Source organism: Sphingobium estronivorans (genome assembly GCF_008692605.1).
Taxonomy (GTDB): Bacteria; Pseudomonadota; Alphaproteobacteria; order Sphingomonadales; family Sphingomonadaceae; genus Sphingobium; species Sphingobium estronivorans.
Genome location: NZ_LFCT01000026.1, coordinates 62,366 through 88,818, shown reverse-complemented (window position 1 = coordinate 88,818; position 26,453 = coordinate 62,366). Strand labels below are relative to the sequence as shown.

23 protein-coding genes are annotated in these 26,453 nt (G+C 64.6%); 12 read left to right on the top strand and 11 right to left on the bottom strand.

What is annotated here, in order from left to right:
- Positions 1–85 precede the first annotated feature (85 nt).
- Positions 86–1,000, bottom strand: a complete 915-nt coding sequence (locus tag F7P65_RS17650) for a LysR family transcriptional regulator (protein WP_150294032.1) — start codon at positions 998–1,000, stop codon at positions 86–88.
- Between the two features lie 112 nt (positions 1,001–1,112).
- Here F7P65_RS17650 and ilvD point away from each other — a divergent pair, with 112 nt between their 5' ends.
- A complete protein-coding gene (gene ilvD / locus F7P65_RS17645) occupies positions 1,113–2,966 on the top strand; it encodes a dihydroxy-acid dehydratase (protein ID WP_150294030.1) in 1,854 nt (617 codons plus the stop codon).
- A 259-nt stretch (positions 2,967–3,225) separates the two neighbouring features.
- Here ilvD and F7P65_RS17635 read toward each other — a convergent pair whose 3' ends face one another.
- On the bottom strand, positions 3,226–3,657 hold the full coding sequence (locus F7P65_RS17635) for a MarR family winged helix-turn-helix transcriptional regulator (RefSeq protein ID WP_150294028.1): 432 nt from the start codon (positions 3,655–3,657) through the stop codon (positions 3,226–3,228).
- 78 nt (positions 3,658–3,735) lie between these two features.
- On the opposite strand from F7P65_RS17635, the gene F7P65_RS17630 reads away from it, so the two are divergent.
- Genes F7P65_RS17630 through F7P65_RS22095 form a run of 6 tightly spaced genes read left to right on the top strand, consistent with a single transcriptional unit; the run spans position 3,736 to position 10,155 of the window.
- Positions 3,736–4,902: an HlyD family secretion protein gene (locus F7P65_RS17630; protein WP_150294026.1), complete on the top strand. Its 1,167-nt coding sequence runs from the start codon at positions 3,736–3,738 to the stop codon at positions 4,900–4,902.
- Positions 4,899–6,455 (top strand): DHA2 family efflux MFS transporter permease subunit, encoded by a 1,557-nt coding sequence (locus tag F7P65_RS17625; protein ID WP_150294024.1) that lies wholly within the window; start codon positions 4,899–4,901, stop codon positions 6,453–6,455. The genes F7P65_RS17630 and F7P65_RS17625 overlap by 4 nt, the downstream gene beginning before the upstream one ends.
- Positions 6,456–6,467: 12 nt before the next feature.
- Positions 6,468–7,937 (top strand): efflux transporter outer membrane subunit, encoded by a 1,470-nt coding sequence (locus F7P65_RS17620; protein ID WP_150294022.1) that lies wholly within the window; start codon positions 6,468–6,470, stop codon positions 7,935–7,937.
- A 52-nt stretch (positions 7,938–7,989) separates the two neighbouring features.
- Positions 7,990–9,279: an HD-GYP domain-containing protein gene (locus F7P65_RS17615; RefSeq protein ID WP_150294019.1), complete on the top strand. Its 1,290-nt coding sequence runs from the start codon at positions 7,990–7,992 to the stop codon at positions 9,277–9,279.
- A 38-nt stretch (positions 9,280–9,317) separates the two neighbouring features.
- On the top strand, positions 9,318–9,908 hold the full coding sequence (locus F7P65_RS17610) for an SAM-dependent methyltransferase (protein WP_162854697.1): 591 nt from the start codon (positions 9,318–9,320) through the stop codon (positions 9,906–9,908).
- A 28-nt stretch (positions 9,909–9,936) separates the two neighbouring features.
- A complete protein-coding gene (locus F7P65_RS22095) occupies positions 9,937–10,155 on the top strand; it encodes a hypothetical protein (RefSeq protein ID WP_162854696.1) in 219 nt (72 codons plus the stop codon).
- On the opposite strand, the gene F7P65_RS17605 is transcribed toward F7P65_RS22095, so the two are convergent.
- A complete protein-coding gene (locus F7P65_RS17605; protein ID WP_150294017.1) occupies positions 10,152–10,553 on the bottom strand; it encodes a DUF2147 domain-containing protein in 402 nt (133 codons plus the stop codon). The two genes, F7P65_RS22095 and F7P65_RS17605, sit on opposite strands and share 4 nt — an antisense overlap.
- Before the next feature lie 58 nt (positions 10,554–10,611).
- On the opposite strand from F7P65_RS17605, the gene F7P65_RS17600 reads away from it, so the two are divergent.
- Positions 10,612–11,310 (top strand): methyltransferase domain-containing protein, encoded by a 699-nt coding sequence (locus F7P65_RS17600; RefSeq protein WP_150294015.1) that lies wholly within the window; start codon positions 10,612–10,614, stop codon positions 11,308–11,310.
- Here F7P65_RS17600 and F7P65_RS17595 read toward each other — a convergent pair.
- The 3 genes from F7P65_RS17595 to F7P65_RS17585 all read right to left on the bottom strand — a co-directional run bounded on the left by F7P65_RS17595 (position 11,240) and on the right by F7P65_RS17585 (position 15,474).
- On the bottom strand, positions 11,240–12,385 hold the full coding sequence (locus tag F7P65_RS17595) for an NAD(P)/FAD-dependent oxidoreductase (protein ID WP_150294013.1): 1,146 nt from the start codon (positions 12,383–12,385) through the stop codon (positions 11,240–11,242). The two genes, F7P65_RS17600 and F7P65_RS17595, sit on opposite strands and share 71 nt — an antisense overlap.
- Entirely contained in the window at positions 12,382–13,446 is a 1,065-nt protein-coding gene (locus tag F7P65_RS17590) for a type III polyketide synthase (RefSeq protein WP_150294011.1), read from the bottom strand. The genes F7P65_RS17595 and F7P65_RS17590 overlap by 4 nt, the downstream gene beginning before the upstream one ends.
- A gap of 132 nt (positions 13,447–13,578) precedes the next feature.
- Positions 13,579–15,474, bottom strand: coding sequence for a potassium transporter Kup (locus F7P65_RS17585; RefSeq protein WP_150294009.1), 1,896 nt, complete (start codon positions 15,472–15,474; stop codon positions 13,579–13,581).
- A gap of 318 nt (positions 15,475–15,792) precedes the next feature.
- Here F7P65_RS17585 and F7P65_RS17580 point away from each other — a divergent pair, with 318 nt between their 5' ends.
- Positions 15,793–16,890 carry a glycosyltransferase family 4 protein gene (locus tag F7P65_RS17580; protein WP_150294007.1) on the top strand — a complete coding sequence of 366 codons (1,098 nt, stop codon included), beginning with the start codon at positions 15,793–15,795 and terminating at the stop codon, positions 16,888–16,890.
- Between the two features lie 110 nt (positions 16,891–17,000).
- On the top strand, positions 17,001–19,226 hold the full coding sequence (locus F7P65_RS17575; protein WP_150294005.1) for an amylo-alpha-1,6-glucosidase: 2,226 nt from the start codon (positions 17,001–17,003) through the stop codon (positions 19,224–19,226).
- 93 nt (positions 19,227–19,319) lie between these two features.
- On the opposite strand, the gene gdhA is transcribed toward F7P65_RS17575, so the two are convergent.
- The 4 genes from gdhA to F7P65_RS17555 all read right to left on the bottom strand — a co-directional run bounded on the left by gdhA (position 19,320) and on the right by F7P65_RS17555 (position 23,144).
- A complete protein-coding gene (gene gdhA / locus F7P65_RS17570) occupies positions 19,320–20,669 on the bottom strand; it encodes an NADP-specific glutamate dehydrogenase (protein ID WP_150294003.1) in 1,350 nt (449 codons plus the stop codon).
- A gap of 76 nt (positions 20,670–20,745) precedes the next feature.
- Positions 20,746–21,156 carry a nucleoside diphosphate kinase regulator gene (rnk, locus tag F7P65_RS17565; RefSeq protein ID WP_150294001.1) on the bottom strand — a complete coding sequence of 137 codons (411 nt, stop codon included), beginning with the start codon at positions 21,154–21,156 and terminating at the stop codon, positions 20,746–20,748.
- Positions 21,157–21,429: 273 nt separating this feature from the next.
- Positions 21,430–21,984, bottom strand: a complete 555-nt coding sequence (locus F7P65_RS17560; RefSeq protein WP_150293999.1) for a GDYXXLXY domain-containing protein — start codon at positions 21,982–21,984, stop codon at positions 21,430–21,432.
- The gene (locus F7P65_RS17555) at positions 21,981–23,144 is read right to left on the bottom strand and encodes a DUF2157 domain-containing protein (RefSeq protein ID WP_150293997.1); all 1,164 of its coding nucleotides are present in this window, start codon (positions 23,142–23,144) and stop codon (positions 21,981–21,983) included. The genes F7P65_RS17560 and F7P65_RS17555 overlap by 4 nt, the downstream gene beginning before the upstream one ends.
- Before the next feature lie 233 nt (positions 23,145–23,377).
- On the opposite strand from F7P65_RS17555, the gene F7P65_RS17550 reads away from it, so the two are divergent.
- On the top strand, positions 23,378–23,812 hold the full coding sequence (locus F7P65_RS17550) for a DUF983 domain-containing protein (RefSeq protein WP_150294038.1): 435 nt from the start codon (positions 23,378–23,380) through the stop codon (positions 23,810–23,812).
- Positions 23,813–23,846: 34 nt separating this feature from the next.
- On the top strand, positions 23,847–25,232 hold the full coding sequence (locus F7P65_RS17545; protein ID WP_150293995.1) for an aminotransferase-like domain-containing protein: 1,386 nt from the start codon (positions 23,847–23,849) through the stop codon (positions 25,230–25,232).
- A gap of 68 nt (positions 25,233–25,300) precedes the next feature.
- Here F7P65_RS17545 and F7P65_RS17540 read toward each other — a convergent pair whose 3' ends face one another.
- Entirely contained in the window at positions 25,301–26,158 is an 858-nt protein-coding gene (locus F7P65_RS17540; protein ID WP_150293993.1) for an SDR family NAD(P)-dependent oxidoreductase, read from the bottom strand.
- Between the last annotated feature and the right edge of the window lie 295 nt (positions 26,159–26,453).

Here is a 26,453-nt window from a genome sequence, read left to right as displayed (position 1 = left end):
GCGTGACGGCAGAGGAAGTCGCCGCGAAAACGACCGCGCATTTCACCGTCGATTGAAACCCTGCACTGGCGGAGCGCCGGGCCTATCACGGCCCGGACGGCTCCGCCAGTTGCAGCGCAATGTCGACCAATGCGCGCAGCGTTGGCGCCTCGTCTGCCCGGCGCCAGGCCAGGCCGGTTTCCAACATGGGCGCCCCGCCCGCCAGCGGCAGGTAGCGCACGCCCGTCCGCGCCAGATTCTGGAGCGACGCCGGCACCAGCGCCAGACCCATTTCCGCCGAGACGAGGCTGATGATCGTCTGCATCTGTATCGCGCGCTGTCGAATCGATGGCTGGCGTCCCTTGACCCGATAATGGTCGAGAATCAGGTCGTGGAAGGTGGGCGACACATGGCGGGGAAAGAGCAGCAGCGGCTGATCCATCCAGCCCTCCCCCGTCAGCCTGCCCTGATCGAGTTCCAGCCGCCCGTCCTCTGCCCAACTGTCCGGCACAGCGGCGACCAGAGGCTCGCGCAGCAGCGGCCGATACGCGATCGCGGCGGGCAGGGCCGACGCGGGCGGGATCAATATGCCCGCATCGATCCGCCCCTCCACCAGCGCTTCGATCTGCACGTCGCTGGTCGCTTCGGCCAGCGTCATCTCGACATCGCCAAAGGCCGTTGCATAGCGGCGGACCAGCGCGGGCAGGATGCTGTAATCGGCGGAACTGACGAAGGACAGAGCCAGCCGTCCGGCCGTTCCTTCCCGCAACCGTTCGGCCATTATGCCCAGTTCGGCAATCGCGCCCAATGCCGGACGGACGTGCTCCAGCCATTGCTGTCCGAAGGGCGTCAATGCGACATTACGCTTGGTCCGGGCAAAAAGGGACGCGCCCAATTCCCGCTCCAGCGCCATGATCGACTGGCTGAGCGGCGGCTGGGTCATGCCGAGCCGCTCCGCCGCGCGTCCGAAATGCAATTCCTCCGCCACCGCGATGAAATGATTGAGCTGCCGCAAATCCATCAATCATTCATATCATGACTTTATTGGATTAGAGAAATATATTTCACAACCTGATTCCATGGGCGTAAACTCGGTCCGAAATTCCGGTAGAAGCCAAGGGTAGACCAGACACATGCCGCATTATCGTTCCCGCACCAGCACCCATGGCCGCAACATGGCGGGCGCGCGCGGCCTCTGGCGCGCGACCGGTATGAAGGACGAGGATTTCGGCAAGCCGATCATCGCCATCGCCAACAGCTTCACCCAGTTCGTGCCGGGCCATGTCCACCTGAAGGACCTCGGCCAACTGGTCGCGCGGGAAATCGAGGCGGCGGGCGGCGTCGCCAAGGAATTCAACACCATCGCGGTCGATGACGGCATCGCCATGGGCCATGACGGCATGCTCTATTCGCTGCCCAGCCGCGACCTGATCGCCGACAGCGTCGAATATATGGTCAACGCCCACACGGCCGACGCGCTCGTCTGCATCTCCAACTGCGACAAGATCACCCCCGGCATGCTGATGGCCGCGATGCGCCTCAACATCCCCGCCATCTTCGTCTCGGGGGGCCCGATGGAGGCCGGCAAAGCGGATATTCATGGGGCAACCATCGCGCTCGATCTGGTCGATGCCATGGTCGCCGCCGCCGACGAAAGCTATACCGACGAGGAAGTGGCGGTCATCGAGCGCTCGGCCTGCCCGACCTGCGGCAGCTGCTCGGGCATGTTCACCGCCAATTCGATGAACTGCCTGACCGAAGCGCTGGGCCTGTCGCTGCCCGGCAATGGATCGACCCTCGCCACCCATGCCGACCGCGAAAAGCTGTTCCTCGAAGCGGGGCGCACCATCGTCGACCTCGCCAAGCGCTGGTACGAGCAGGAAGATGCCTCGGTCCTGCCGCGCTCCATCGCCAGCTTCGCCGCGTTCGAAAATGCCATGAGCCTGGACATCGCCATGGGCGGATCGACCAACACGGTGCTCCATCTGCTCGCCGCCGCCTATGAGGGCGGGGTCGATTTCACCATGGCCGACATCGACCGGCTTTCTCGCAGGGTTCCCTGCCTCTGCAAGGTCGCGCCCGCCAAGCAGGACGTGCATATGGAGGATGTCCACCGCGCCGGCGGCATCATGGCGATCCTCGGCCAGCTCGACAAGGCAGGGCTGATCGACGCCAGCCTCCCCACCGTCCACGGCCGGACCATGAGCGAGGCGCTCGACCGCTGGGACATCAGCCGCACCGGCAGCGAGAGCGTAAGGGAATTTTTCAAGGCCGCGCCCGGCGGCGTGCGCACCACGGTCGCCTTCAGCCAGGCGAACCGCTGGAAGGAACTCGACACCGACCGCGAAGGCGGCGTCATCCGCAGCGCGGAGCATCCCTTCTCCAAGGATGGCGGGCTGGCGGTCCTTTCCGGCAATATCGCGCCCGAAGGCTGCATCGTGAAGACCGCGGGCGTGGACGAGTCCATCCTGACCTTCCACGGCACGGCGCGCGTCTATGAAAGCCAGGACGCCGCGGTCGCGGGCATATTGGGCAATGAGGTGCAGGCGGGCGACGTGGTCGTCATCCGCTATGAAGGACCGAAGGGCGGACCGGGCATGCAGGAAATGCTCTACCCGACGAGCTACCTCAAGTCGAAGGGGCTGGGCAAGGCCTGCGCGCTCATCACCGACGGTCGTTTTTCGGGCGGCACATCGGGCCTCTCCATCGGCCATGTCTCGCCGGAAGCGGCGGAAGGCGGACTGATCGCGCTGGTCAATACCGGCGATCCGATCGTCATCGACATCCCGAACCGCATCATCAGGCTCGACATCGATGACGCAGCGATCGCGGAGCGCAAGGCGGAGATGGAAGCGCGCGGTAGCAAGGCGTGGAAGCCCTTCGGCCGCAAGCGCAACGTGTCGCCCGCGCTGCGCGCCTATGCCGCGCTCACGACCAATGCCGCGCGCGGCGCGGTGCGCGACGTCAGCCAGATCGAGAAGGATTGAGTCGCCCTGACCGGCCTCCGTCGCGCCACAGCGGCGGAGGGTCCGGTCACGCCTATCCCAGGATCAGGACGGTCATCTCAGCAGGATATAAAGGGTCCCCGTCAACGTAAGAGCCGACGCGCTGCACAGGGTCAGCAGACCAACGCTGCACTGACACATGCTGTAATGGATGCGCTCCATCGCCTCTCTCCATCGTCTCCAGCCTTTTCGCGCCGGTGGACAAAGCGATGATAACAGAGAAAATCGGCGGACGCAAAGATCAGCCTTCCGATAGCCTCTCCAATAATTTCCGCAATGCAGCATGAAGCTGCTGCCGTTCTGGCGGATCCAATGCCTCCATGACCTGCTCGCTGAGCATCCGCCGCAAGGGCGCGTTGAGGGCGATGGCCGTTTCGCCTGCGCTGGTGACGGTCAACCTCTTGACCCGGCGATCCTCCGGGTCGGGCGCGCGCACGATCAACCCCTCCCGCTCCAGCCCATCCAGCGCATCGGTCACCGTGCGCGGAGAAATGCCCAATATCTCGGCAATATCGGTCGCGCGCGCGGTCCCGGGCATCCCCTTGATGCACATCAGGACCTTTGTCTGGGCGAGCGAGGCGCCGCGCGCCAGCATTTCCCGGTCAAAGGACCGGCGCAGCACCGTGACGACACGAAACAGGTCCGCGACGAGATTTTCCTCGGAGGTATTCATGAGGACCCTCAATAAATGGTATTGCGCGATACTGCAAGAGCGAGCATAGGGATCGTCCCAGCGATTGATGAGTTTCCCATGTCCTCAGACACAACGGCGCCTATTTCTCCCTCGGCGGACGACTCGGGCCGGAACGGTTCCTCCCGGTTCAAAAGCCCGCGCGCGCGGTTCCTTCTGCTGCTGGTGGCGCTGGTCATGATCGTCAGCGCCGTGCTGTGGCTCATTCGCTTCGAAACTTTCGGCAAATATCAGGAATCGACCAACGACGCCTATATTCAGACCGATGCGATCACCGTCGCGCCCAAGGTGTCGGGCTATGTCGACCGCGTCTTCATCGATGAAAATCAGGAGGTAAAGGCGGGCCAGCCGCTCGCCCAAATCGATCCCCGCGACTATCGCGCGCAGGCCGCGCAGTCGGTCGCGCAGATCGACGTCGCCAAAGCCAACGCCGCCGGCGTCATGGCGCAGATCGCCGAGCAGCATGCCGCCATCGCCCAGGCCCAGGCGGACCTCACCGCCGCCACCGCCAACGCGGCCTTCGCGGCCAGCGAAGTCGCCCGTTACCGCCCCTTGGCGGCGAGCGGCGCGGAAACCCGGGAACATCTGTCGGAACTTCAGAATCAGGCCGTTCAGGCAAGGTCCAAGGCCGCCGCCGCGCAAGCGATGCTGACCAGCGCGCAGAAGCGGGTCGCAACCCTGGAAGCGCAGGTGAAGCAGGCCAATGCGCAGGGCGAAGCCGCACGGGCCCAGCTGTCCGCCGCCAATACCGATGTGGAGGCCACGATCCTGCGCGCCGCCGTGGACGGGCGCATCGGCAACAAGAGCGTGCGTCAAGGCCAGTTCGTTCAGGCCGCCACCCGCCTGATGACGCTGGTGCCGAACGCCAGCCTCTATGTCGAAGCGAATTTCAAGGAAACCCAGCTTGGCCTGATGCGCGTCGGCCAGCCCGTGAAGGTCGAGGTCGACGCCCTGCCCGGCATCGAGCTGTCGGGACGGGTGGCCAGCTTCGCGCCCGGCACCGGCGCGCAATTTTCCGTCCTGCCGCCGCAGAATGCCACCGGCAATTTCACCAAGATCGTTCAGCGCGTTCCCGTCCGCATCGCCATCAACGCCGGCCCCGAAACCCGCAAGCTGCTGGTTCCGGGCATGTCCGTCGAAGTGTCGGTCGACACCCGCTCGGCCAGGAACGCCGCCGCGCAAATCCGCCGCGAGCAGGAGCGGCATAACGCCCGGTCCAACCGATGAGCGCCACCCTCGCCGCCCCGGCCCGTCCGATATCCGAACGCGCCGACGCCGCCGCCTGGCTGGCGGTCGCGGCAGGCAGCCTGGGCGCGATGATGGCCACGCTGGACGTGTCCATCGTCAATTCCGCCCTGCCCACGATACAGGGCGAAATCGGTGCCAGCGGCGCGGAAGGCACCTGGATCGCGACAGCCTATCTGGTCGCGGAAATCATCATCATTCCGCTCGCGGCATGGCTTGAACGATTATTGGGGTTGCGCACCCTCCTGCTGATCGCGGCCTTCCTGTTCACCAGCTTTTCGATGCTCTGCGGCGTCGCGGAAAATCTGACGACCATGATCATCGGCCGCGTCGGACAGGGCTTTACCGGCGGCGCGATGATCCCCACCGCCATGACGATCATCGCCACGCGCCTGCCCCGGTCCCAACAGCCGATCGGCAATGCGATGTTCGGTGTCACCGCGATCCTCGGGCCGGTGCTGGGGCCGCTGATCGGCGGATGGCTGACGGAAAATATCAGCTGGCACTATGCCTTCTTCATCAACCTGCCGATCGGCATCCTGTTGACGACCCTGCTGCTGGTGACGATGCCGCACCAGAGGCCGCAATGGCGCGAATTCTGGCAAGCCGACTGGCTGGGAATCGTCGGCATGGCGCTGGGTCTGGGCGGCCTCACCGTCGTGCTGGAGGAGGGCCAGCGCGAACAATGGTTCCAGAGCCGGGAAATCGTCATGCTCTCGCTGGTATCGGGGGTCGGCTTCATTTCGCTGTTCACCGGCCAGGTTCTGGCCAAAAGGCCGGTCATCCGCCTGAAACTGCTGCTCGACCGGCAATTCGGCGCGGTGGCGATGATGGGCGTGGTGATGGGCATGATGCTCTATGGCACCGCCTTCGTCATTCCGCAGTTTTTGGCCGCGATTGCCGATTATGACGCCTTGCAGTCGGGCCGGATCGTGCTGCTGTCAGGTATTCCCAGCCTGATGCTGATGCCCCTGACGCCGCTGCTGATCCGGCATCTGGACATCCGCATCGCGGTCAGCATCGGCCTGATGGTGATGGCGACAAGTTGCTGGATCGACACGGTGCTGACCAACCAGGCCGTCGGCCATGATTTCATCGAATCGCAACTGCTGCGCGGCGTCGGCAGCGTCTTTGGCTTCCTGTTCCTCAACCAGGCCGCGATCGCTTCGGTCCCGCGGGAAAATGCGGGCGACGCGGCCGGGCTGTTCAACACGGTCCGTAATCTCGGCGGATCGCTGGCGCTGGCGGGAATCGCCACCATTCAGGATCAGCGCACCTGGTTCCACAGCCGCCGCATCGAGGAGAGCCTGAGCGCCAACAGCGTCCAGGTTCAGGATTATATCGGCAGCCTCAGCCATGCGTTGGGCGGCCCTGACGCGGCGCTGCGCTCACTGGCGGGTACGATCCAGCGGGAAGCCCTCATCATGACCTATAATGACATTTTCACGATGCTGGCATGCGGCATCGTCGCCGTCATGCCGCTCGTCCTGTTCCTGCGTCCCTTGCCCAAGGGGCAAGCGGTCGCGATGCACTAAGGCTGCCATTCCATGCGTTTCCTGCCGACTGCTTCCTGTTTTTCCGCGCTGGCGCTGCTTGCCCTGACCGCCTGCACCGCCGGACCGGACTATCATGGACCGGAAACCGCCGGTGCCGCCCGCCCCGGCGCGCAGTTCGCGCGAACGCTGGACAGCGCCACGGCGCAGGCGCCCGCGACCGCTGCCTGGTGGACGGCGCTGGGCGATCCCGTGCTGGATGCGCTGGAAGCCCGCGCCCTCGCCGCCAACCCCGGCGTGGCGGTCGCGGAAGCGCGGGTCAGGCAGGCCCGGGCCTCGCTGCGGTCGGAACGGGCCAATGGCCTGCCTGTCGCCAATGCCTCCGCGCTTTACGTCCATGCGCGGGTTCCGGGCCTCGACCTCAGCGGATCGAACGACAGCGACCAGTCCGGCGACGCAAGCCAGTCGGACAGCGGCGGCAGCCAGTCCTTCAACCTTTACAATCTCGGTTTCGATGCCAGTTGGGAGGTCGACCTGTGGGGCGGCAGGCGGCGGGGCGTCGAAGCGGCGCGGGCGCAGCTTGACGCCGCGCAGGCCAATGTCTCGGACGCTCAGGTCAGCCTGACCGCCGAGGTCGCGCAGGCCTATGTCAATCTGCGCGATCGGCAGCAGCGCATGGCGCTGGCGCAGGATGACGCGGCGCGGCAGCGCGATACGTTGCAACTGACCGAACAGCGCCAGCACCACGGCACCGCCTCCGCGCTGGAACTGGAGGAACAGCGCCACCGGCTCGAACAGGCGCAAGCCGCCATCCTGCCCTTGGGCGCGGAGCGCGATGCCTATCTCAACGCGCTGGCGACGCTGGCGGGCGAAGCGCCGGGCGCGCTCGACGCGATGCTCACGACGCCCGCTCCCGTGCCGCTGCCTCCCGCCAGCGTCGGCATCGGCGATCCCGCGGCCCTGCTCCAGCGCCGCCCCGACATTCGCGCGGCGGAGCGGCAATATGCCGCCGCCACCGCCAAGATCGGCGTTGCGGAGGCCGCGCGCTTCCCCAGCATCAGCTTCATGGGCCTGATCGGCATCGGCGGCGCGAAGCCGGGGGACGTCTTCGATTTCGACAAGCTCGCCGCCATCGCCATGCCGCGCCTGAGCTGGAGCTTCCTCGATTTCGGCCGCAACGCCGCCCGCGTGGAACAGGCGAAGGGCGCGCAGGACGAAGCCGCCGCCCAATATCGCCAGACCGTCCTCAATGCCCTGCGCGACAGCGAGGACGCCCTTGCCCGCTTCGGCGCCCAAAGGCTGGAGGTCGCCAGCGCCGCCCGGTCCAAGGCGTCCGCCGACCGCAGCGCCGCATTGATGCGCCAGCGGTTCGAGGCGGGCACCGCAACCCGCATCCAGCTTCTCGACGCAGAGCGGCAGGGGATCGCGGCGGCCCAGACGCTGTCGCAAGGAAAGGCGGCGATGACCGCCGACTATATCGCCCTGCAAAAGGCGCTCGGCCTCGGTTGGGAAGCGCCGCGTTAACTTTTTGGCAAGGGCTGTCCGGCGAAATGCGCTCCTAAAACGGGGCGCACCAATGTTGAAAAGAATCCGTACCCAGGATGTCGAACTGGGCATGTTTCTCCACAAGCTGGAAGGGTCGTGGTTTTCCCATCCCTTCTGGAAAAGCAAGATATTGCTGGACGATGCCGATCAGCTTGAGACGCTCAAGGCCAGCAAGGTCCAATGGGTGCAGATCGACATATCCCGCGGCGCCGACCTGCAATCGCGGGACATGCCGCCGCCCACGCGCGCCGCAGCGCCCGCCCCGGACCAGCGCGACCGCCCCTTTGGCCGTGCCGGCGCGACCATTGCCCGGCGCGCCGCGCCCATCCCCGTCAACCGCCCCTTCGATCCGCTGTCGAAGGAGCGGACGTCGACCAAGGCGGAAATGGTCCACGCCAATCGCCTGGCCCGCAAGTCGGTGCGCGCGATGCAGAAGATCTTCGACGATTCCCGGCTGGGCAATGCGATCAAGCTCAACAAGCTGGAAACGATGATCGAGGAGATTTCCAGCTCCATCCAGCGCAACCCCCATGCCTTCATGGCGGTGACGCGGCTCAAGAACACCAGCGAATATCTCTATCTCCACGCACTGTCGGTCTGCGCGCTGATGATCGGCCTTGCCCAGCAACTCCGTCTCTCGCCCGAGGAGGTGCAGCAGGCGGGCCTTGCCGGATTGCTGATGGACGTGGGCATGGGCCATGTGCCGCAGGAAACCTGGGACAAGGACAGCCCGCTAACCTCGGAGGAATGGGAGGTGGTGAAAAGCCACACCACGCTGGCGCACGAATTTCTGGCGCTGGGCGGGGAGATGCCCGACGCCGTGCTGGACGTCTGCCTGCATCATCATGAGCGGCTGGACGGCAGCGGCTATCCCCATGGACTGAAGGGCGAGGAAATCGGCCGGTTCGCGCGCATGGCGGCGATCTGCGACACTTATGACGCGATGACCTCCAACCGCATCCACCGCCATGGCGAGGACCCGTCCCGCGCCCTGCTGATGCTGGACGAAGCGCAGACGCTCTACGATCCGGAGATTTTCCAGGCGTTCCAGCGCGCCGTTGGCATTTATCCGATCGGATCGCTGGTCCGGCTGCGCTCCCATCGGCTGGCCATCGTGGTCGAGCAGAACAGGGACGATCTGACCCTGCCCGTGGTCCGCCCCTTCTATTCCCTGAACGACCGCAGCTTCGTGAAGGCGGAGGATATTGACCTCGCCAATTGTTTCGGCGCCGACCAGATCATCACCCGCGAAACGCCAGAGGGTTGGGACATGGCGGAATGGCCGGCGTTGAGCGCCAAACTGCTGGCAGCAGCGGGCTGACCTTGCCGGAAAGCACGCGTGGGTAGATAAAAGCCCGCATGATCGTGCCGGAGCTTCCCTCGACCGCGGACGGCGTCGCCAGGCATTATGACGAACTGGATCTCGCCTACCGGCGGATCTGGGGCGAGCATGTTCATCATGGCTATTGGCGAACCGGCCGCGAAAGCCCGGCGGAGGCAGCCGATGCGCTGGTAGCCGAGGTGGAGTCCCGACTCGGGCTGGAGTCGGGCCAGATGCTTTGCGACATCGGTTGCGGCTATGGCGCCACCGCTGCCCGGATCACGGAACGGCACGATGTCAGCGTCATCGGACTCACCCTGTCCGCTGCGCAGGAAAAAGTCGCCAACGCCCGCCCTTCGCCCCGCTTCACCTGCCTGCAACGCGACTGGCTGCACAATGATCTGCCGGATGCCAGTTTCGACCGCGCCTATGCCATCGAAAGCTCCGAACATATGGTCGACAAGGCCCGTTTCTTCCGCGAAGCCGCCCGCGTCCTGCGCCCCGGCGGGCGGTTGGTCGTCTGCGCCTGGCTGGAGGGGAAGGGCGCGCGCCACTGGGAAATCCGCCATCTGCTGGAACCCATTTGCCGCGAAGGACGGCTTCCCAGCAGGCAGCCAGGCGGATTATGAGGCGCTCGCGATCAAGGCGGGCTTTGCCTTGCGCGACTATGAGGATGCCAGCGCGCGCGTCCGCCGCACCTGGTCGATCTGCCTGCGGCGCTTCGTCGGGGCCATGGTCAGCGATGCCGAATTGCGGCGCCTGGCGATCAACCCAAGGATACAGAACCGCAATTTCATGCTCAGCCTGCCGCGCCTGATCCTGGCGTTGCGCACCGGCGCCATGCGCTACGGCATTTTCATATGGGACAAGGATTAGCGCGTCCGCGTCCAGCGCCGTCCCTCGCAGACAAACAGCACGCACCCCGTCACCTTGAGCGATCCGTCCGGGTTCAGCCCCAATGTCGCCCGATAACTCCGCCCCGTCTTGGGATCATAGGCCCGCCCCCCCTTCCATGTCGCGCCATCGCGTTGGAAGCCCCACAAGGTGAGCAATCCAACAATCGGCTGGCTGCGTCGCTTCGGATCGGGATTGTTGATGTCGGTCGCCGGGACATTGGGCCCCTTGTCCAGCACCTGCACGATCCGCCCGCACATTTGCTGGCCGCAGGGCGCGATCTGCACCACGCCCTTCCGGTCGTCGGTCAGCCAGTTGCCCTCGACACCTTGCGGCGCGGCCCCGGCGGCGATCAGCAACACTATGGAAAAAGCCGGCATGGCATGACCTCCTCACTCATCAAAATATGCTATGATGCCCGGAAAAGAAGAGGGCATGATGGCCGACCTTTCAATCCGGTCCCGGCAGGAAGAGCAGATGGACGCGCCGGACCTGGCGCCAGCCGTTTACGAGCGCGTGCTGCACGATCTGGCGCGGGTCAATCGCTGGACCTTCACGGCTTGGCCGACCATCGCCTTCCTCAACCGCGCCATCGGATCGGCCCGGCATTTCCGCCTGCTCGACGTCGGCTTCGGCGATGGCGACATCCTGCGCGCCATCGCCCGCTGGGCCAGGAAGCGCGGCATCGACGCGGAACTGATCGGCGTCGACCTGAACGAAAAAAGCCTCCAGGCCGCTCGCCACGCCACCCCCCCTGACCTCGCCATCGACTATCGCGCCGGGGATTATCTCGACCAGCCAGAGCGGTTCGACTTCATCATCTCCAGTCAGGTGACGCATCACATGACGGACGCGCAGCTGATGACCTTCCTGCGCCATATGGAGGCCAATGCGCGGATGGGTTGGCTGATCTGCGACCTGCATCGGCATGGTTTTGCGCATTGGGGGTTCCCCCTGCTCGCCCGGCTGCTGCGGGTCCACCGCATCGTGCGGGAGGATGGGCAGCTGTCCATCGCCCGCGCCTTTCGTCCGGGTGATTGGGCGGAACTGTTGCCCCAGGCCAGCATCAATATGGATGATGTACGGATCGTGCGCCGCTTTTCCTTCCGCCTGTGTGTCGAGCGGATACGCGGGTGAGCAGCGCCGCCTGCGCGCCCAGCCCCGGCAGCCAGCGCAATAATTGCAGCAAAGCGCCCCGTCCCAGCGCCCCCGCCGCCGCGTAACGCAGCGCCTCTGCCACCCCCAGCGGACGCCGATTACGGCGGTGCAGCCGCCTTTGCCAGTCCGACGCAGTTCCCGATCCGCCGCTTAGCAAGGCCTGTGCCGCGCTCACCCCGCTGCTCAGCGCAATCGCAATGCCGTCCCCCGCCAGCGAGGCGATCACCGCGCCCTGATCGCCGATCCGAAAGATGCCCGGCAAAGTCTCCGCCGCGCGCCAGCCATAGGGCACACCCGCCACCGCCTCCCAATGCGCGGGGACAGCCCCTTCCATCCGTTCCGCAAGACGCGGCGCCTCCACCATGATCTCCGCCATCAGCGCGGGCACGCCATCCGCCAACCGTTCACGCGCGACGGAAAGACAGAGGTTGGTCGTCCCGTCCTCCTGCAACAGCAGCCCGGCATAGCCCCGGTCGAACAGGTGTAACTCGATCATGCCCGCCAGATCGCGCGAACGGGCGGCATCAACGGGCAGCACCGCCCGCAATCCGACGGACGGCGATTCCTTCCGTCCACCAAGATCGCGTACCAATCCTCGCAACTCATATTTACCGGTCGCCAGGAACAATGCTTCGCCCGTCAGTTCGTCCCCATCGTCGAAGCGAACGGATCGCCCGGCCGGGTCAGCCGCCCGTACCACCCGCCCCCGCAGCAGAACCGCCCCCGCCTCTTCCGCCAGCCCGATCAGCGCTTCATCCAGCACCCGCCGCGACAATCCCGCAGCCCGATGCGGCAAGGCCATTTCGGCGCGACGCTCCCCCGCCAGCAAGCGCAACCGATCGATCGGCTGCGCGCCCAGCACGCCCACGTCCAGTCCCAGGTCGCGCAAGGCCGCCAGCGCGTCCCAGCCCAGAAAGCCGCCGCAGACACTGTCATGCGGGCCCTCATGTCGATCCACCAGATGCGCCCCGATCCCCGCCCGCGCGAGGGTGATCGCCGCCGCCGTCCCGGCTGGCCCACCGCCGACGATCAGCGCGGGCACGGGCCGCATCATGCGATCCCTTCGAACCGGAATCCTTCGGCCGCCAGCCCCGGCCCAAAGGCCAGCGCCACCCCCTGCCGCGCCTGCTCCATCATATCCCGCAGGATGAACATCAACGTGGAGGACGACATATTGCCGAAGCGCGCCAGCACGCTCCGCGAGGGCGCAAGCGCATCCGGGCTCAGTCCCAATCCATATTCCACCGCATCCAATATGGACCGCCCGCCCGCATGGACCGCCCAATTGTCGATCGGCGCAGGGTCCTCGCTCCCCCACATCCGCCGCCGCACCGCCGGATCGCCCAGCATCGTCTGGATCCGCCACGGCACCTCGCCCGAGAGATGCATCAGGAAGCCGCTATCCCCGATCTGCCAACGAATCAGTTCCGCCGAGTCCGCCAGATTGAGCGAAAACGGCCGGTCGATGGCGATCCCGCTGCCCTCCGCCGTCACCAGCGCCGCCGCCGCCCCGTCCGCGAACTGCATCATCATCAACAGTCGCCCGATGTCGCGCTCCCGCTGGAAATGCAGCGAGGAGAGTTCGACCGTCACCACCAGCACCCGCGCGTCCGGCTCCGACCGCACGATATGCCGCGCCGTGCGCAACGCCGCGACTGCCGCATAGCAGCCCATGAAGCCCACCAATGTCCGCTCGACCCCCTCCAGCCCCAGCTTCGCGGCAATGATCTGGTCGATGCCCGGCGCGATGAAGCCGGTGCAACTGGCCACCACCAGATGGCTGATCCGGTCGATGGGAACCTTCTCCCCCAGTCGCGCTATCGCCTCCAGCGCCAGCGCCGGGGCATAATCGGCATACAGCTGCATTCTGAGCGAGGTCGGCGGCATTTCCCCGCTGTAGAAGCCGCCCGGATCGACCGGCGTTCCTCCCTGGTCCGTCAGCGGCAGGACGCACCAGCGATGATCGATGCCCGACCGTTCCGCCATGCGCAGGAAAATCTGTCTTTCGCGCGGATCGTCGAATTGGCCGCCCGCCCACTGAATGAACGGAGCGTGGATGTCCTGCGCCGGGACAGCGCAGCCAAGGGCATTGATGCGGGCGCGCGTATCGTTCATCGGACGCATTATCTCCTGCTTTACCGAAACGGTTCATGAACGATCCGTGATCCGAGAGCGTGCGACGTCTGCCGCGCCCGGACCAGGATGGGAAGGTTTCCGCCCGCCATGGGCTGAACCCCCTGACACATCCTAAATCTCGACCTGCGATCCCAGTTCCACCACCCGGTTGGTCGGCAGCTTGAAGAAATCCATGGGCGTCACCGCATTGCGCATCATCCAGGCGAACAGCTTCTCGCGCCAGATCGCCATGCCCGGCTTGTCGGACGGAATCAAAGTCTGGCGGCTGAGGAAATAGCTCGTCTGGCTGATGTTGATCGGTCCGCCGCAGCCGTCCACGGCCTTCATCGCGGCGGGGATGTCCACCTCCTCCATAAAGCCATGGCGCAGCACGACGCGGTAGAATCCGGCCCCCAGATCGCTGACCTCGGAACGGCCGGTCAGGGGCAAATGCGGCACGCCTTCGGTCCGCACCGTCAGGATGATGACCCGTTCGTGGAGGATCTTATTGTGTTTCACATTATGCAGCAGGGCCGGCGGCACGCCCTCGACCCGGGAATTCAGGAAGATCGCCGTCCCTGGCACGCGTTTCAGCGAATGGGACACGGACTGGATGAACAGCCCCACCTCCATCGCGCCTTCCAGCAGATAGAAATTCATGATCTTCCGGCCCGTGGACCAGGTGGTCAGCACGATGAAAACCACCGCCGCCACCAGCAGCGGGAACCAGCCGCCATCGGGAATCTTGGTCGCGTTGGACAGGAAATAGGCGCCGTCGACCAACAGGAACAACCCCGTCACCGCGCCTGCGAGCAACGGGTTCCAGCGCCACACGCTGAAGGTCAGAACGCCCATCATGCACGTGGTGATGACCATGGTGCCGGTGACGGCGATGCCATAGGCCGCCGCCAGATTGCTCGACGACTGGAAGCCCAGCACCAGCAGCACCACCAGGATCAACAAGGCCCAATTGACCAGCGGCACATAAATCTGCCCTGCCGCCGATGCGCTGGTATGCGAAATCTTGAGCCGGGGCAGGAAGCCCAGTTGCACCGCCTGCTGCGTCACGGAGAAGGCACCGGAAATCACGGCCTGGCTGGCGATGACCGTCGCCACCGTCGCCAGAATGACGAGCGGCAACCGCGCCCAGTCCGGCGCCAGCAGGAAAAAGGGATTTTCCGCCGCTTCCGGCAGGTCAAGCAGCAGCGCGCCCTGTCCCATATAATTGAGCAACAGGCAGGGAAAGGCCGCATAGAGCCAGGCGATGCTGATCGCCTTGCGCCCGAAATGTCCCATGTCCGCATAGAGCGCCTCCGCCCCCGTCACCGACAGCACGATGGAGCCGAGCGCCAGGAAGGCCAGCTTCGGGTCCAGGACGAAGAAATGCACCGCCCACATAGGATTGACGATGCCGACGATCCCGGGGTGCCGCGCGATGTTCAGGATGCCCAGCGCCGCCAGCACCAGGAAATACACCGCCATGACCGGCCCGAACAGCGCGCCGACCCGCGCCGTGCCATGTTTCTGGATCAGGAACAGACCGATGAGGATGATGATGGCGATGGGCAGGACGAAGGGCGCGAACCCGTCATTCACCGTCTCCAGCCCCTCGACCGCCGACAGCACGGACACGGCAGGCGTGATGATCGCATCGCCATAGAAGAGCGCCGCCGCCAATACCCCCAGCACGGCGATGGTCGGCGTCCACCGGCTTTCCCCGAGCCTGCGGGAGATCAGCGCGAGCAGCGCCATGCTGCCGCCCTCCCCATGATTGTCGGCGCGCATGATGATGAACACATATTTGACCGTGACGATCAGCGTCATGGTCCAGAAGACCAGCGACAGCACACCATGGATATGTGCCGGATCGACCGTCAGCGGATGATGCCCCACGAAGCTTTCCCTGAGCGCATAGAGCGGGGACGTCCCGATATCGCCGAACACCACGCCCAGCGCGCCCAGCGCCAGAAGCGACAGCTTCCCCTGCGGATGACCGTGCCCCGTCCCCTCGCCCGCTCGATCCGTCATCCGTGCTTTCACCCGCTGTTACCGGACCGCCCATCGCACGGAGCCGCATGGCTTTTCCAGTGCGGCTTTGTGGATTGGCGAAAAATCTGCCTGAATCCCAGGGAATTTCAATGAAAATAACCGTTTCCAGCCTGCCATTGCCAGGAATGGGAAGGCGGATGCACCCCGCAAGGATCGGCGGAATGGCCGTTTCCATCTCTTATTGAGACGAACCGAATGCGTGGCGATGCAACCGGCGCGCCCTGTCAGCGCTTATAGCGGTACAGCCAACCGCAGGTCGGGGAACGGAAGGCTTCGTTCTTTCAAGAGGATGCCTGCATGAAAATCGCACAAATCGCTCCTTTGGCCGAAAGCGTGCCGCCTCGCCTCTATGGCGGCACTGAACGCATCGTTTCCTACCTCACCGAAGAGCTGGTCCGCCAAGGTCATGACGTGACCCTCTTTGCCAGCGGAGATTCGCGGACCAGCGCGGAACTCGTCCCCATTACCGACATGGCCCTGCGCCTCAATCCCGGCGTCGTCGATCCCATTCCCTGGCATATGATGATGCTGGAAGCGGTCAGACGCCGCGCCGATGAATTCGACGCGTTGCATTTCCACATCGACATGCTGCACCTGCCGATGATCCAGGATTTTATCGGCCGAACCGTCACGACCCTGCACGGCCGGCTCGACTTGCCCGATCTGCCTGCTTTCTACCGCACCTTCGCCGATCACAGCCTGGTGTCCATCTCCGATCATCAGCGTCTGCCGATGCCGCCGGTCAACTGGGGCGGGACGATCTATCATGGCCTGCCGGCAGACCTGCTGCCGCCGCGACTGGACGGACAGGGCGAGGGCTATCTGGCCTTCCTGGGCCGAATATCGCCCGAAAAGCGGCCCGACCGCGCCATCCGAATCGGCGCCCGATCGGGCATGAAGCTGAAAATCGCCGCCAAGATCGACACCGTCGACCGCGCTTATTGGGAAGGGGAGATCGCGCCGCTGGTCGAACAATATCCCAATGTCGAATTCATCGGCGAGATCAACGAACAGCAAAAGGCGCAGTTTCTGGGACAGGCCAGCGCGCTGCTCTTTCCCATTGACTGGCCAGAACCCTTCGGCCTGGTGATGATCGAAGCGATGGCCTGCGCCACGCCGGTCATCGCCTTCCGCTGCGGATCTGTGCCGGAAATCATCGAGCATGGCGTCTCAGGCTTCATCGTTGAGAGCGAGGATGAAGCGGTGGCCGCCGTCGCGGCCCTGCCGGACCTGGACCGGGCGCGGGTGCGTGGCGCATTCGACGCACGTTTCACGGCGGAAAGGATGGCCGCCGACTATGTCGCACTGTATCATTCCCTGCCCGGCGCGCGGATCGAGGCGGCCCGGTTGCGTCGGCAGCGTGGCGTCGAAGCCGGATTGCAGGTCGTCGCATAGGATCGCAACGGTTGCCGGAACCGGAACGACCTGGGATTGTTCTTTTCTCTCCGTGACTTCCGGTTCGGCAGAGGCCTTTCTCTGCCCTGACATTGCCTGAGGGAGACGCTATGTCGCTGAGCCAGCCCCAGCCGGAAACGACCGGGATCGAGGGAATTGAAGGAGGACAGGCGCTGTCCAAGGCGCAGACCCAGTTCTTCATTCCCGCGACGGCCTCGCTCCATGAGCGCAGGCCCCGCACCCTGAAACATGGCGACAGCTTCGCCGTGTTCGACCATAGCGGCGACGCCATTTCCGGGCCGGGCAGCCCGGAAGGCCTTTATCATCGCGACACCCGACATCTGTCGCATCTCTATCTGACGATCAACGGCATGCGGCCGATCCTGCTCAGTTCCGCGCTGCGCGACGATAATGCGATGCTGACTTGCGATCTTGCCAATCCCGATTTCATCGGCGACGACGGACGGGTCGCGGTCGAACATGACCTCATTCACCTGCGCCGCACCCGTTTCCTCTGGAAAGACGGGCTTTACGAACGGATCACGATCCGCAATTTCGATACGGAAACCCGTACGGTTACGGTCAATCTGGGCTTTGCCGCCGATTTTGCCGACCTGTTCGAAATTCGCGGCATGGTCCGGCTGCGGCGGGGCACGATGGATGACCCGCAGGTCGGTGCGGCGGACGTGCTGCTCCGGTATCGCGGCCGGGACGAGCGCGAGCGGGAGACCCATCTCCATTTCGCGCCGGTGCCGACCGCCCTGACCGAAAGCAATGCGCGCTTCGATGTCACCGTCCCGCCCGGCGAAAGCTGCGCCCTGTTCATCCGTATCTGCTGCCAGCAGGCACAGGCGCACGATCCGCTGCCCAAGCAGTTTCTCAAATCCCTGCGCGAAGCGATGCAGACGCTCCGGCTGGCGCGCAAGCGCGGGGCCTCCATCCATTCGTCCAACGACCTGTTCAACGAAGTCGCACGCCGGTCGGTCGCCGACATTTCCATGCTGTCGACCGATACCGAATATGGTCCCTACCCCTATGCCGGCATTCCCTGGTTCAGCACGATCTTCGGGCGTGACGCGATCATCACCGCGCTGGAGATATTGTGGATGGACCCGGCGGTCAGCCGGGGCGTACTCGGCTATCTCGCCGCCCATCAGGCCATCGACTTCGACCCGGCGGCCGATGCCGAGCCGGGCAAGATCCTGCATGAAGTCCGCCATGGCGAGATGGCGGAACTGGGCGAGGTGCCGTTCCGTCACTATTATGGAAGCATCGATTCCACCCCCCTCTTCGTCATGCTGGCCGGCGCCTATTTGCAGCGGACGAGCGACATCGGCTTTCTGACGACGATCCTGCCCAATATCGACGCGGCGCTCGGCTGGATCGACAATCACGGCGACCGCGACGGCGACGGCTTCGTCGAATATGGCCGGCTGACAGATCAGGGCCTTCAGAATCAGGGCTGGAAGGACAGCCATGACTCGATTTTCCATGCCGACGGCGCCATCGCGCGCGGGCCCATCGCTCTTGCCGAAGTGCAGGCCTATGTCTTTGGCGCCTGGCAGGCCGCCGACGCCCTGTTCACGGCCATCGGGAACCCGGGCCGCGCCGCCCATTATCGCGAGCGCGCGCAACAGCTACGCGACCGTTTCGACGCGGCCTTCTTCGACGAGGCGCTGGGCACCTATGCGCTTGCGCTCGACGGGGAAAAGCGACCGTGCCGCGTGCGTTCCTCCAATGCCGGCCATGTCCTCTACACCGGCCTGGCGCTGGAAAAGCGGGCCGATGCGGTCGTGCGCACGTTGATGGGACCCGCGTCCTTTTCCGGCTGGGGGGTGCGCACCATCGCCTCCACCGAAAAGCGCTACAATCCGATGAGCTATCATAATGGCTCGATCTGGCCGCACGACAATGCCATTATCGCGGGGGGTTTTTCCCGCTACGGCTATCAGCGGGAGGCGGCGCAGATTTTCGAAGGGCTGTTCGCCGCCGCCACCTATGTCGATATGATGCGCCTGCCGGAACTGTTCTGCGGCTTTCCACGCAGGCGGTCGCAGGGGCCGACCTTCTATCCCGTCGCCTGCAGTCCGCAGGCCTGGTCCGCCGCCGCGCCGCTGGCCCTGATCCAGTCGAGTCTGGGCCTGGGCTTCGACGTCGCTTCAGCCCAGATCAGCTTCCAGGAACCGACCCTGCCGCATTTCCTCGACAGCCTGACGATCCGACATCTGGGCATCGGCGCGGCCAGTGTCGACATCGCGTTCGACCGTCGGGGCGACAAGGTGGTGGTGAAGCCGCTCGACCGTCGCGGCCACGCCCGGATCGTGACCATCGCCTGACATAAATTGGGAAAGTCGTGCCTGGCACCTATCGGACGGCGGGCAACGGCAGGGGTTCCGTGCACCGGAGTCCCTGCCGCCGCCCGTTTCCTGTCAGATAACGCCCATCGCCTGCATCGCTTCCGCCACCCGGACGAAGCCAGTCACATTGGCGCCCAGCACATAATTGCCCGGCGCGCCATAGGCTTCGGCCGTTTCCGCGCAACTGTCGTGAATGCGGCGCATGATCATCGCCAACCGGGCTTCCGTCTCCTCGAACGTCCAGCTGTCGCGGGAGGCGTTCTGCTGCATCTCCAGCGCGGACGTGGCCACGCCGCCCGCATTGGCCGCCTTTGCGGGACCGAAGAGGATATTCGCATTCTGGAAGAGGCGAACGGCCTCCGGCGTGCACGGCATGTTGGCCCCTTCGCCCACGGCGACGACGCCGTTGCGGATCAGCGTCGCCGCGTCATTGCCGTTCAGTTCATTCTGCGTCGCGGACGGCAGCGCCACATCGCACGGCACTTCCCATACCGTGCCCTGCTCGACGAAATAGGCGCCGGCGCCCTTCAGCCGGGCATATTCGGCAATCCGTTCGCGGCGCACGAGCTTGATTTCCTTCAGCAGGTCCAGGTCGATGCCGGCATCGTCGACGATGTAACCGGAAGAATCCGAACAGGCGACAGCCTTGCCGCCGAATTCCTTGATCTTCTCGATCGCGAAAATGGCGACATTGCCCGATCCGGAGACGATGGCGCGCTTGCCCTCCAGGCTTTCGCCCCGGGTCTTCAGCATCTGGTCCACGAAATAGACGGTGCCATAGCCGGTCGCCTCGGTCCGTGCGCGGGAGCCGCCATAGATCAAGCCCTTGCCGGTGAGCACACCAGCTTCATAGCGGTTGGTCAGTCGCTTATATTGGCCGAACAGATAGCCGATCTCGCGCGCGCCGACGCCGATGTCGCCCGCCGGCACGTCCGTATATTCGCCCAGATGCCGATAGAGTTCGGTCATGAAGGACTGACAGAAGCGCATGATCTCGCCATCGGAACGGCCGCGCGGATTGAAGTCGGACCCGCCCTTGCCGCCGCCGATCGGCAGTCCCGTGAGCGCGTTCTTGAAGGTCTGCTCGAAACCCAGAAACTTGATGATCCCGACATTCACCGACGGGTGAAAGCGCAGGCCGCCCTTATACGGCCCGAGCGCCGAATTGAACTGGACGCGAAAGCCGCGATTGATGTGCGTATGCCCCTTGTCATCGACCCAGGGAACGCGGAAGATGATCTGCCGCTCCGGTTCGCAGATCCGCTCGATCAGCGCATTGTCCATATATTCCGGATGCTTGGCGACGACGACGCCCAGACTTTCGAGCACTTCCTCGACGGCCTGATGGAATTCGGTTTCACCCGCATTCCGCCTCAACACATCTTCGAATATCGGCTGAAGTTTCTCGTCGATCCGGGGCAATATCGTTACTCCTTTTTTGAATATGAACGGAAATGCCCCTGTCAGGCTGCGGCCAAGGATGCCGCGGCCCAGATACTCAGAGGCGAGCGGGTTGCGTCACCTTCACAATGGCCAGCTTCCGCTCACGCCCCTCGCGATCCGGCCAGTTGATGGACTGCCCCTCACGCAGTCCGATCAGGCCCGCCGCGATGGGGGTCAGGATGGAAATCTTGCCGGCGGCAATGTCGGCCTGGGCCGGGTAGACGATCTGAACGGTGCGGTCGACCCCGCTCGCCTCGTCGACGAATTCAACGGAGGAGTGCATGGTGACGACGTCCGGAGGGATGCGCGCGGCGCGATAAGTTTGCGCGCGGGCGATTTCGTGCAGCAGAAGCTCGCTCACCTGCGGCGCCGTATCGGCGACGCCCAGAGCGAGATTGGTCAGGCCCTCCGCTTCGATATCGATAAGATGAACGGGCGGTCTTTGCCCATGTGGCAGTCTGGTCATAGCGCTGACTTTCGAGAGGAACAGGCACGCCGTGAGCGTGCCACCATCTGTCGATTTGCCCCGAGCCCGGGGCGTGAAGCGCCGGCACTCGGGGCTAGATGCCCGCGAGAAGCTGTCCTCCCTGATAGCGGAAGCGCACATGATCGCTGCGTGATTGCATGAGGGCTCCATTGCACAGGCCTGCCACCGGAGTCAAACGGGCAAGCGCGGCGGCCGTAAGGGCGCGCGCGCGGTGATGCCTCCGTTGCGAACGATCATGGCGGCCGGGAACCTTTAATCGCCTTTGCGCCGCCGCAATTCCAGATCGATCGGCCGCATGAACCCATCGGGTCCGATCCTCACCCGAACGAAGCCCTGATTTCCGGGATCGGCCAATTGGCGCGACAACAGCAGCGCGCGCGACTGGGACGTGAACAGGATGCCGGACTCCAGGCCCCGAATTTCCCGCCGGCTACCCACAGATGCGCGAGCGATCGCGGCGCACCCCTTCGCTTCCCCGGAATCCCGGCGGTCCATGCCGGCGGGCAATTCGCGCACCCTGACTATGTCTGGCGGCGTCCCCTCGATGCACAAGGCGGACGATGGATGGAGGGACGCCGTTCCGCCATTCGCACTGTTCGTGGGCAGACGATCGACAGGCCATTCATATCGGTATCGAACATAATGCCCCCGCAGCAGGTCCCTCGGATCATAGCCGGTAACTGGAATCAGCCATTCCTGCCCCTGCCGGGCGATGCGACAGGTCGCCACCCAGCTATAGGCCAGCACGACGAGGGGCAGCAGGAGCGCGGCGGCGAGCCGGACGCGGGCCGAAGCGATTGCCTTCATCTTCCGTCCCTCCCCATCGGCGCATAACGGCGAGAGACACGCACCGCCACCCACAGCACGACCAGGGCGACCGCGCCGGAAAGAACAAGGCCCGCGCCGCTTCCCAACAGATTGTCATCCAGTTCGAAACTGAGGATGACGATGCGAATGGCAAGCAGCGCGACCGCGCCCTGGAACAGGCGCCGCTGCTGGGCAAAAAGAGCGCACCCAGCCACCGCGCCCCAAAGGATGAAGAAGAATAACGCCCCGATCCATGGGCCACGAATGGGACCGTGACTATCCAACAGCAGCGCTCGGGCGAAATGCACCACGGCCGCGACCGCCAATATGGCCGCCGTCGCCCGCCCGGATCGCGTTTTCCTGACCGTTTGGATCGCCGCCGCCGCCGCGATCAGCGCCACGCTCTGGATCGCAACGCTGCCCACCATGGCGGGCGACCGGCTGTCCCATTGGCCGATGACGATGATCATGCTCAGACCCGTCAGGATGGTCGCGACAGCCAGCAGTTCCAGCAGGCGCCAGAAAGCGGGCCGATCGCCGCGGTCCCGCATCAGCGCGGCCAAGGCGGCCACGGCCATTGGCGGACAGGCGATCAGCCCCCAGAACAGGGTCGGAAAGGCAGGCTGCTGCGCCCGATGGCCCCATGATCCGGGACCGAATTCAGCGGCATAGGAGCATGTGGCAGCAAGCAGGCCAGCCAGCCAGAGGCCCGCGACCGGCCAACCCCGCCCGAACAGAAGGAACAGCGGCGAAAAGAGAACCAGCCATGCCAATAGCGGCTGCCATAGGGGCGAGGACGTCTGGTAGACCTGCCCCAGATGGCCGAAAAAGGTCAGGCCCAGCGCCCCCGCCACAAACAGAAGGCCATCGCTGACATAGCTGTGCTTCTGCGCCGCCGTGCCCAGATAACGCCAGATCAGCACCGCAAAGCCGATCATCAACGCGAAATGGATGGCAAGGCGCGTTTCACCCGGTATCGCGTCCCAGTTTGCGGCCACGACAGACAATATGCCCAAACCGATGGCCAACACGGCCAGCCCGACAATCGCCCACAATCCCAGCGGGCGGCTGTGGGCGGCCTCCCAGGATCGGATGCGCCCGGCGATCTCGGCATCGATCAGGCCCGCATCCTGCCATGCCTTGAGCTGTCGTTCCGACATATCCCCTCAATCCTCCCGACGTCATCCATTTCCCATATCGAAAGCGGCGCGCGCCATACAATATCCGTGGTTCGATGCGGATCATGGTTCTGCATATCGACAGCCGCAACGTCCTTTTTGGGCCAGCGGCTTTCTTCCGCGAAAGATCGTGGATTATGTATGCATCATTGCATCCATGCATAAATCCATTTATATGGACGCCGGACTCGAACAATCTGCCGAAGGTCAGACCGATGCCGGACGACAATCTCAACCCGAACCGCACCCGCAAGGGCCATTGGATATTCCATTGCGGACTCAAGGGCCTTTGTCCCCGCTGCGGCACAGGACCCATGTTCCGCAAATGGCTGAAGCTGAACAGACAATGCCCCGATTGCGGCCTCAACTATGATTTCGCCGCTCCCGATGATGGGCCCGCCTTCTTCTCGCTATGCATCGTGGCTTTCCCGCTCACATTTTTCGCGGTGTGGTTGCAGGTAAAGTTCGATCCGCCTTTCTGGGTTCACCTCGTCACCTCCTTGCCTCTGCTCACCCTCGGATGCGTCCTGCCGCTTCATTATATCAAAGGCTGGCTGGTCGCTTCGCAATATGTCAACAAGGCGCAGGAAGCAGGCACGAAGAAGCTCTGGGCTGAGTTGAACGCACGCGACGCCGCCCGCCGCGACTGACCATGACCGACAGCATCCCTTCATGAAAACCGCCATGCAAAACTGGATTCCCGACATCCACGCCGCGCAAGGCCCGAAATATCTGGCCATTGCCCAAGCCCTGGCACGCGACATAGAGGCCGGGATTTTATCCGCTGGCGAACGATTATTGCCCCAGCGCGCGCTGGCAGAGGCGCTGGGCGTCGACCTGACCACCGTGACACGCGCCTATGGCGAAGCGCAACGGATCGGACTGATCGAGGGCAATGGCCGGCGGGGCAGTTTCGTTCGGGCGAGAGCGGCCCGTTCGCCCGCCCTCGGCGAATCCGATCCGGGTGACGTCGGCATGAACGCCCCGCCCGATGCGTTCGGCGGAACGCTCAAGGCTGCGTTTCTCGCCTCGGCCGAAGCCTTGCTCACCTCGGAATTCACGCCTGCGCCGTTTCAATATCAGCGGGTCGGCGGCAGTCCGGCGGTGCGGCAGGTCGGCGCTGCGCTTCTGGCTCAACGCAGCATCCCCTGCGAAGAGGACACCGTTCTGGTCCTTGCCGGAGGGCAAAATGCCCTTCACGCGATTTTCAGCGCGGAACTGCGCCCCGGCGACAGGCTGGCCGTCTGCCCCTTTGCCTATCCCGGCCTCATCTCGCTGGCCCGCCGGTTCGGCATCGGCCTCCATGCGGTGGCCTCCGACGAGCAGGGGATGCTGCCCGAAGCGCTCGATGCGGCCTGCGCCTCGACACCGATCCGCGCGGTCTATCTCGTTCCCACCAATGACAATCCGACGACCTCGACCATGACTGTCGAACGGCGGAAGGCCATGGCCGCCATGGTCGAAAAGCATGGGCTTTTGCTGATAGAAGACGACGCCTACGGCCTGCTGCCGGAGCAGCCGCTTCCCCCCATCACCTCGTTCGCGCCCGACCATGGCTGGCATATCGCCAGCGTTTCCAAAATCCTGACGCCAGGCCTGCGCGTAGCGTGGCTGCGGGCGCCGGACGTGGCGAAGGCCTGGCGGCTGGCGGCGGACATGCATGAAACCGCCATCATGGCGCCTCCGCTGAACGCGGCGGTCGTTGCCGACTGGGTTCGCAGCGGCGTTTTCCAAAGGCTGGCGGGGGAGGTCCGGGAGGAGGCCCGGCAACGCCAGGCCCTTGCCCGCAAATGCCTTCCTCATGGATCCTTTCAATCGCGGGAGGAAGGCTATCACCTCTGGATCCCGCTCCCCGAAGGCGCCGATCCCCGCCATATTGCCGACGCCCTGCGCCAGCACGGATTGTCCGCCATCGCCAGCGACGCCTTCGCGGTGGAACGGTCCGCCACGATCCCGGCGCTGCGCGTTTCCATAGGGGGAAGCATTTCGCGGGAACGATTGCAGCGCGGGCTGCTTCTGCTCGCGGCCTTGATCGGGCCTGAAGCAACCCGGAAAATCAGCCTGGTCTGAAGCGCCCGCGCCGCCGATGGAGATCGGCAGCGAAAATGCCAAGACTCCTTGCGCGGCGCCGCCCAGTATCAACCCGGCGCCATCGCCCGACCGTCGATCCCGCGATACCGCACCCCCAGTTCCGCCAGCAACGGCAGGCTGCGGGCGATGCGGCCGGACAGTTCCTCCGCCGGACGATGGCAGAGCTGGAAAGCCGCCTCGGCCATGGCCTCGACCGGCTCAATATGGTCGCGTTCGTCCCAGCCGCCAACGGACAGCGCGCCCTCACTGGCGACCGCGCCGACCGGAGCCAGCGCATTCACCGCAATATTCCGTCCAGCCAGTTCGATCGCCCAGCCCGCCGTCATCCGGTCCAGCGCCGCCTTGCTGGTGCCGTACAGCGTCGGGTGCCCGTGCACATTGAATTGAACCTTGCGGTCATTCATATCCCAGGGCGCCGGCGAGGGGATGTCCGCAGTGGCGCTGGAAATGTTGAGGATCCACCCTGCCCCCCGTGCCTCCATATGGGGCAGCACGGCCTGGGACAGGTCGAGCGGCGCATAGAGATTCATCTGCATCGCCAGTTCGACATGGCGCGGCGATACTTCCCAGATGGGCACGAAGCGCGACCAGGCCGCGTTGTTGACCAAAATATCGGCGCTCCCCAAGGCCGCGACGCAACCGGCAACGATGCCGGAACGGTCCGCAGGATCGGCCAGATTCGCCTGAATCGTGCAGCATGTGCCGCCAGAGGCGCGGATCGCCGCCGCGACTTCCTCAAGCGAGCCGGCCAAGGGGCCTCCGGGTGCAACCGTGCGCGCCACCAGCGCGACGGCGGCGCCTTCGGCGGCAAAGCGCCGGGCAATCGCGGCTCCAATTCCCCGGCTAGCCCCGGTGACGATCGCGACCTTACCCTCCAGCGGCCGGGTGCCCTCTGCGCTGTTCATCCTCTTTCCCCTCTCCGTTCGTTTCGGATTATCTTTCTTGAATATGCATAATTTATTTCACAATTAATTCCGCATTAGAATATATAAAATGCACTTTAGCCCTATTTTCATGATATTTTTCACCGATTTTTCCTGCGCTGATGCTTTAACCGCGATTTCTCCGCATCCTCGACTGTCCATCGCACAGCGCTCAGAAAATGCGGCAAGGCCAGCCGCCCCGGCCTCAGGACAATCGGGTGAACGCCCTCCTGCGGGACGGACAGGGTCTGCGCGGCGCGGGAAGGACGACCAGGCC